The sequence below is a fragment of the Pseudomonas sp. GW456-E7 genome (assembly GCF_059424105.1).
The window spans coordinates 1-7,362 of the sequence record NZ_JBWKZB010000095.1 but is presented as its reverse complement, the minus strand read 5'-3'; the positions used below and the strand labels follow the sequence as shown (position 1 = coordinate 7,362).

The 7,362-nt window shown below is 62.7% G+C and carries 6 protein-coding genes; 4 read left to right on the top strand and 2 right to left on the bottom strand.

All coding sequences use genetic code 11. The annotated features are described in order from the left end of the window. The first annotated feature begins 164 nt into the window (after positions 1-164). The 4 genes from AC07YV_RS29480 (at position 165) to AC07YV_RS29465 (ending at position 4,312) form a co-directional block, all read left to right on the top strand. The gene (locus AC07YV_RS29480) at positions 165-1,097 is read left to right on the top strand and encodes a GntR family transcriptional regulator (RefSeq protein WP_015095624.1); all 933 of its coding nucleotides are present in this window, start codon (positions 165-167) and stop codon (positions 1,095-1,097) included. A 99-nt stretch (positions 1,098-1,196) separates the two neighbouring features. Next, positions 1,197-2,471 (top strand): nucleotide disphospho-sugar-binding domain-containing protein, encoded by a 1,275-nt coding sequence (locus tag AC07YV_RS29475; RefSeq protein WP_102702783.1) that lies wholly within the window; start codon positions 1,197-1,199, stop codon positions 2,469-2,471. Between the two features lie 70 nt (positions 2,472-2,541). Next, entirely contained in the window at positions 2,542-3,939 is a 1,398-nt protein-coding gene (locus AC07YV_RS29470; protein WP_102702782.1) for an NAD(P)/FAD-dependent oxidoreductase, read from the top strand. 13 nt (positions 3,940-3,952) lie between these two features. After that, complete coding sequence (locus AC07YV_RS29465; RefSeq protein WP_015095627.1) at positions 3,953-4,312, top strand: cupin domain-containing protein; 360 nt, start codon at positions 3,953-3,955, stop codon at positions 4,310-4,312. 182 nt (positions 4,313-4,494) lie between these two features. Here the strand turns inward: AC07YV_RS29465 and AC07YV_RS29460 are convergent, their stop codons facing one another. Further along, positions 4,495-5,535: a GGDEF domain-containing protein gene (locus AC07YV_RS29460; protein WP_494990393.1), complete on the bottom strand. Its 1,041-nt coding sequence runs from the start codon at positions 5,533-5,535 to the stop codon at positions 4,495-4,497. A gap of 123 nt (positions 5,536-5,658) precedes the next feature. Beyond that, positions 5,659-7,074: a purine-cytosine permease family protein gene (locus tag AC07YV_RS29455; RefSeq protein WP_102702780.1), complete on the bottom strand. Its 1,416-nt coding sequence runs from the start codon at positions 7,072-7,074 to the stop codon at positions 5,659-5,661. Positions 7,075-7,362: the final 288 nt, after the last annotated feature.

Sequence of the window (7,362 nt, the reverse complement as noted above, 5' to 3'; positions counted from 1 at the left end):
GCCGAAGGCTGCGATCTTTTGATCTTGATCTTTAAAAACAAGATCAAAAGATCGCAGCCTGCGGCAGCTCCTACACAGGAATGCGCGTTACCACAGGACCATTGAGCGGCGCATGGCATAAGATGAGCACCTGATTCGCCAGCGACCGAACCGAGATAAGACGCTTGAGCACAACAGCCGAGAAAAAACCCCGCACCAACCACCTGGAACTCGCCCGGCGAATTCTGGAGCACACCCAGGAAAGCGGCCTGGTGGCCGGCGACCCGGTGGCCGAACAGGCCCTGGCGCGTACGTTCCAGGTGTCGCGCACGCTGATTCGCGGTGCGCTGAAAGTACTGTTGGAAGAAAACCTGCTGAGCCACGAAGCCGGCAAGGGCTACCGCTTGCTGGCATCGCCGGCGGGCCAGGCCTTCAACGCCGCCCTGCCCCAGGCCGAGGAAGAAGAACTGGCCGCCTCGGTGCTGCGTGACCGCATGGCCGGGCGCCTGGGCGACAGCATCAGCATCAGCGAACTGATGCGCCGCTACGACATCGGCCGGCCCGCGGCGCAAAAGGCCCTGCAGCAACTGAGCGAAAGCCAGGCCATCGAGCGCGGCCCCGGCCAGTCCTGGCTGTTTCGGCCGTCGCTGAACAGCCTGGCCGCCCTCGAAGAAAGCCTGAAATTCCGTCTGATCCTCGAGCCCGAAGCCTTGCTCAGCCCAAGTTTCAACGCCGACCCGCAACGCCTGGCGCTGTTGCGCAGCGCCATGCAAAGCCTGCTCGCCCGCCCCGTGGAAGACTTCGATCTGCAGCAGTTTCGCGAGCTGGACATCAGCTTCCACGAACTGCTGGCCCAGAGCTGCGGCAACCGTTTCATCAGTGACGCCCTGCTCCAGCATCAGGGCTTGCGCCGCTTGCCGAACCTGCTGCCATCGGTCAGCGTGCACCGCCTGCAAGAGGCCCTGCGCGAACACCTGCAAATCATCGCGCAGATCGAACGCGGGCAGATGGAGATCGCCGCCGACCTGCTGCGCCTGCACCTGCGCCTAAGCGCCGCGCAACGCCCGCAAACCGCCAACCGGGGCATTCCGCAAAGTCATCTGTTCGGGCGTCGTTAAGCGCCACGCAAAAACATGATGATTTTTTTTTGAAAATAAGACAGCATAAAAAACACCTTCAGGAGCGGCGGGTCTGACCCGCCATGGACAGTCCTCGCCATGCAAAAACAAAAACTGATCGCCCTGTTTCCGGAAGCCAGTTTCGGCGCGGCCTTGAACTGCATTGGTATCGCTCAGTCGCTGCGTGAGCTGGGCGCCAGGCCGGTGTTCATCTGCCACGAGCATTTCCAGGGGCTGTTCGCCGAGTATGGCTTCGACGAATACCCGATTCCGCAAGTGAGCCCGTTGTCGGCGGCGGAACACCAGCACTACTGGGAACGCTTCATCGAGCGCAGTATTCCCTACTTCGACCAGACCCCGCTGGCGCAGATCGACAGCTACGTGGCGCCCGCCTGGGAAGCCATCATCGACACCGCCATCGAAGCGGAAAAACCCTTGCAGCAGTTGCTCGGCCGCCTCAAGCCCGACGTGATCGTGCTCGACAACGTGGTGATGTTCCCGGCCATCGCCAACGCCGGCTGCCCCTGGGTGCGGGTGGTGTCCTGCGCCGAGACCGAACTGCCGGATGCCGCCGTTCCACCGTACCTCTCCGGCTGCCTGGCCAGTGACACCGAAGCCTGCGAGCGTTACTCCGAGCACTACCTCAAAGCGGTCGCACCGGCCCATGAACGCTTTTCCCAGTTTCTCCTCGGCAACCATACGGCGCCCTGTCCGGCGGGGCAGTTCCTCACCGATTCACCCTGGCTCAACCTGCTGCTGTCGCCGACGCCTGTGCGTTATGAACGCCGGCAGCCGCTCGATCCGCAGCGCTACGTCTACCTCGACGGCTGCGTACGCCGCGAAGCGCCGTACATCGTCCCGGACTTCCCACGGCACAACGACGCACCGCTGATCTACCTCAGCTTCGGCAGCCTCGGCGCTGCCGACACCGGGATGATGAAGCGCCTGATCAGCACGATCGAAACCTTGCCGTACCGCTTCCTGGTCAACGTCGGCGCCTACCGCGACATGTACACCATCGTGCCGGACAACGTGTACCTCGACAGCTGGTTTGCCCAGCCCGCCGTGCTCAAGGAATGCGATGTGTTCATCCATCACGGCGGCAACAACAGCTTCTGCGAGGCGCTGTACTTCGGTTTGCCCTCGCTGATCATTCCCTATTGCTGGGACGGTCACGACAACGCCGCCCGCGCTGAGGAAGTCGGCGTCGGTCGCTACCTGCCGCGCTTTGCCGATCCCCTGGCCGCCCTGCCCGGCGCCCTCGAACAACTGCTGGCCGACCAAGCGATGAAGCAACGCCTCGCCTCGTTCAGCGAGCGCATGCAGGCGACCCGCGGCACCGACATTGCCGCCCGCGCCATTCTCGACCTCTAGCCATAACAACAAAAACCGTCGGGCAACCGAACGCAATCGTCGCTGCCCGACACACCGCCGGAGTTTCAGCATGAATGCCCCACCGCGTCTCGATGCGCTCGACCACGTCCTGCCCCATCCCTTTTGGCAGGACACCATCACCCCGCCGCCCGCCACACCCTCTGTCAGCGCAACCGTACAATGCGACCTGGCGGTGGTCGGTGGCGGATTCACCGGATTGTGGACGGCGTTACTGGCACGCCAGCGTAACCCCAAGCTGAGCATCGCGATCATCGAGGCACGTCGTTGCGGCGGCGAGGCCAGCGGGCGCAATGGCGGGTTCTGCGCACCGAGCATTTCCCATGGCGTCTCCAACGCCCTCAAGCGTTGGCCGGATGAAGCGCAGCAACTGATCCGCCTGGGCCGGCAGAACCTCGATGAGCTGGCCGCCGACCTGCAACGCTTCGGCATGCAGGTCGAGTTCGAACGCCAGGGAAAACTAAACGTCGCCAGCCAACCCTGGCAAGTCGACGGACTGCGCGCCATGCAACGTAACTACGCGCGGTTCGGCATTGACTGCGAGTTGCTGGAAGGCCCTCAACTGGTACAGAAACTCGACTCCCCGGCCTACGTGGCAGGTCTGTTCGAACCCAACTACGCGCTGCTCAATCCAGCGAAAATGGCTGCCGAATTGCGCCGCGTATGCCTTGAGCAAGGCATTCAACTGTTCGAAAACAGCCCGGCGCTGCAACTGGAGGCCCGCAACGACAGCCTGCGCCTGCGCACGGCCGACGGCGAAATCATCGCCGGGCAAGTCGCCCTCGCCACCAACATCGCCCCGCCGTTGCTCGGCCATCTGGCCTCGAGCGTGATCCCGGTCTACGACTACTCGCTGGTCACGGAGCCACTGCGCGATGAACAACTGGCCGCCATCGGCTGGACCGGCCGTTACGGCATCGCCGATTCCGGCAATCAGTTCCACTACCTGCGCAAGACCGCCGACAACCGCATTCTCTGGGCCGGCTTTGATGCCATCTACCATTTCGGCGGGCGCCGCGACGAAGCCCTGACCCAGCGCCCGCAAAGCTTCCAGCGCCTGGCCGAACAGTTTCAACAGACCTTCCCGGCCCTGGGCGATGTGCGCTTCAGCCATGCCTGGGGCGGCATCATCGACACCTCGGCACGCACCACGATGTTCACCGGTTGTGAACATCAGGGCCGCGTTGCCTATGCCTTGGGCTTCACCGGGCAAGGGGTATCGGCCAGCCGTTTTGCCGCGTTGAACATGCTCGACCTGCTGGCCGGCGAACGCACTGAGCGCACCGAACTGCTGATGACCTCCAAGGCGCCGTTCCGCTTTCCGCCCGAGCCGTTGCGTTATGTCGGCGTGAAACTGGCCCAGCGCTCTCTGGCGCGGGAGGACCGCGACGGTCACCGCGACCTGCTGCTCAAGACCTTCGATGCCTTTGGCATCGGTTTCGATTCCTGATCCGGAGACCACCATGTCCACAGCCCTGCCCCGGCACGTCATCGACTTCGCCAGTGAGCTTGCCCCCCGTGAAACCGAAATCGACGACCCGGCCGTGGTCGACGCGCCTTATCGCAGCAAGAGTTGGCGGCACTTTGTGGCGCCCGGGAAAAACGCCGTGGCCGGCATCTGGGAGGCGGGACCGCATCGGGAGCGTTGCCAGTGCGATTACGATGAGCTGTGCCACATTCTCGAGGGCACGGTGCGCCTGACCGATGCCGAAGGTGTCGCGCGCACGTTCGGCCCCGGCGATTCCTTCGTGGTCGCCAGCGGATTCCAGGGCACCTGGGAAAACCTCACCCCGGTGCGCAAGGTCTACTTCATCCTCGGCTAACCGCTCGATGAAAAGAGCACCAAACAACCTGTGGCGAGGGAGCTTGCTCCCGTTCGGCTGCGCAGCAGTCGCAAACCCCGTTTGCTCGGTGCTACCTGAATGATCAGGTTTTGGGGCCGCTGCGCGACCCAGCGGGAGCAAGCTCCCTCGCCACAGGTGCCGGTGGTTCATCCTTTAAGGTGTTACTGCCGTACCTGGTTGCGCCCATTGCGCTTGGCCTGGTACAGCGCGTCGTCGGCGCGGGTCAGCAGGCTTTCGGGCGTGTCGCCGGGTTGTGCATGGGCCACGCCGAACGATGCGGTGATGGTGTCCAGCACGGTATCGGTGCCCCGGGCCTTGACCCGCAGCGACTGGATTTTCAGGCGCAGGCGCTCGGCAAACGCACCCACAGCCGCCAGGTCCGGGCAGTCCTTGAGCACCACGCAGAACTCCTCGCCGCCGTAACGCGCCGCGAACGCTTCGCCCGACAGCGATTCACGCAACACCCGGGCAACATGCTGGAGAACACGGTCCCCCAATGGATGCCCGTACTGATCGTTGAATTGCTTGAAGTGGTCGATATCCAGCATCACCAGCGCCACGCCGGACGCCGCGTTATTCATCGCTTGTTCAAGCTTGCGGTTGAAGGTGGTGCGGTTGAGCAGTTCGGTCAGGCCATCGAGGGTCGCGGCCAGTTGGGCGCGCTCCAGCTTGTCGCGCAGGCTTTTGATCTCGTGTTGCGCCGATTGCAACTGGGCGAGGAAGTGTTCCTGCTGCCCCTGCATCAGCCGGGTGCTCTGTTGCAGCTGGATCAGGATGCTCGGCAAGCGCTCACTGGCCGGCTCTTCAAGCATTTGCAGGTACTGGCCAAGGCTGGCCTGGAAGTTCTGGTTACCCTTCACGCTGCGCGAAACATCGCGCTCCATGTCGTCGACCAGGTTGATTGCGTCCTGCTGCCCGGAACGGGCGTCCGCCAGTTCGTCGCGGATGATGTATTCGCGAAACAGCCTGGCCGCCGACTCCGGCGGGAAAGCGTCGAAATCGTTGACCACCCGGTCCAGGTGCCGGTTGAGTTCCGGCTCCTGGCCCTTGCTGTAGGTGTACCAGAGCGCGTAGTGCACCGGGTTGGGCGGAATGTTGTGACGAACCATCAGCGGCACTGCCTGCTTGAGCAACGCCGCTGCCTCACGGGAGTCTTCTGGATACAGCGCTAGAACAGTCGCACGCGTGTCGGATTGGCTCATGGCTTCACTGTGGTTGTTTATCATTGGCGATTGGCAGGCTCGCTGAGCATAACCATACGCCCGACAAACGGCTATCCCGAATTACAGCCTCATTTCAACCCGGTACGCCTGTTCCAGCGTCCTTTATATATTGCCCGACATCAGACCCGCCACGTTCTGCCGGCGACGATACGCGGTATCGCGGTTCGCCAGCCAGTAGTACAGCGGCGTCGTGACGATCAAGCCCACCAGCCACGACAGATCCGCGCCATCGATATGCACCGCCACGGGGCCGATGTAGATCGGCGTGTTCATGAACGGAATCTGCACCACGATGCCGATGGCGTAGGCCAACAGCGCCTGCGGATTGAAGCGGCCATAGATGCCGCCGTCGACGCGGAAGATCGAGGCGATGTCGTAGTCACCCTTGTGGATGGCATAGAAGTCGATGAGGTTGATCGCGGTCCACGGCACCAGCACCACCAGCAACGCCAGCACCAGGTCGACGAAGTGCCCGATGAAATCCGCCGAGGCGCCGATGGCCGCCACACAGCAACCGGCGAGGATGATCAGTGACAGCACCGCCCGGCTCTGCGCGGTCGGAATCCAGCGGTGGGCGAAGGTTTGCAGCAAGGTGATCACCGAGAGCACCGCGCCGTACAGGTTCAGGGCGTTATGGCTGATCACGCTGAGCAGGAACAGCACCAGCATCAACGGGCCAATGGCACCGGTGGCGAGCTTCACCGCGTCCATGGTGTCCATGCCCACGGGCGTGGCCAGCACGGCGACGGCGCCGAACACGAAGGACAGGATCGAGCCCAGTGAAGAACCCAGGTAGGTCGCCCAGAAGGTCGAGCTGACCTTGACGTCCTTCGGCAGGTAGCGCGAGTAATCGGACACGTACGGCGCGAACGCGATCTGCCAGAGCGCTGCCAGCGACACCGTGGCCAGCCAGCCGGAGATGTTGAAACTGCCGCGGGTGAGGAAGTCATCGGTCTGCACGTGGGTCAGGATGTAGCCGAAGCCCAGCACGATGCCCAGGCCCAGCACCCAGGTGCCGATGCGATTGAGCACGTGGATGAAGCGGTAGCCAATGATGCCGATGATCCCCGATCCGAGGCCGCCGAGGACGATGCCCACCGACACCGGCACACTCTCGACCACGCCATGCAGCGACTTGCCGGCCAGGACGATGTTGGAGGCGAAGAAGCCGATGTACATCACGCCGGCAATCACCACCACCAGCAACGCCCCCAGGGAACCGAACTGCGCGCGACTCTGGATCATCTGTGGAATGCCCATCTGCGGGCCTTGCGCCGAGTGCAGCGCCATCAGCACACCACCGACCAGGTGGCCGACGATGATCGCGACAATGCCCCAGACCAGGTTCAGGTGGAACAACTGCACGCCGAGCGCACCGGTGACGATGGGCAACGGCGCGATATTGCCGCCGAACCACAGGGTGAACAGATCTTTGACCTTTCCGTGGCGATCCTCAGGCGGGACGTACCCGATCGTGTGTTTCTCGATGAGCGGGGCGGATGAAGCGGTGGTGGACATGACGAACTCCAAGGCAAGGATGAGTACGTGTTCGTACTTCGGTGTGCGCAAACGGGACGGCGCATTTCTTGTTGGAGGCGATCATGGACAAAGAGCGCGGGGAGGAAAATTAGTTAATTTGTGCCTTTAAACCTTAAAAAAGATTGCGCAGTAATGGCCATTTATCAGCAGGAAAAACCAATAAAAACCCGAACGACGGAATCCCTGTGGGAGCGAGCCTGCTCGCGAAGACGGTGGCACATCCAGCATCGATGTGACTGACATACCGCTTTCGCGAGCAGGCTCGCT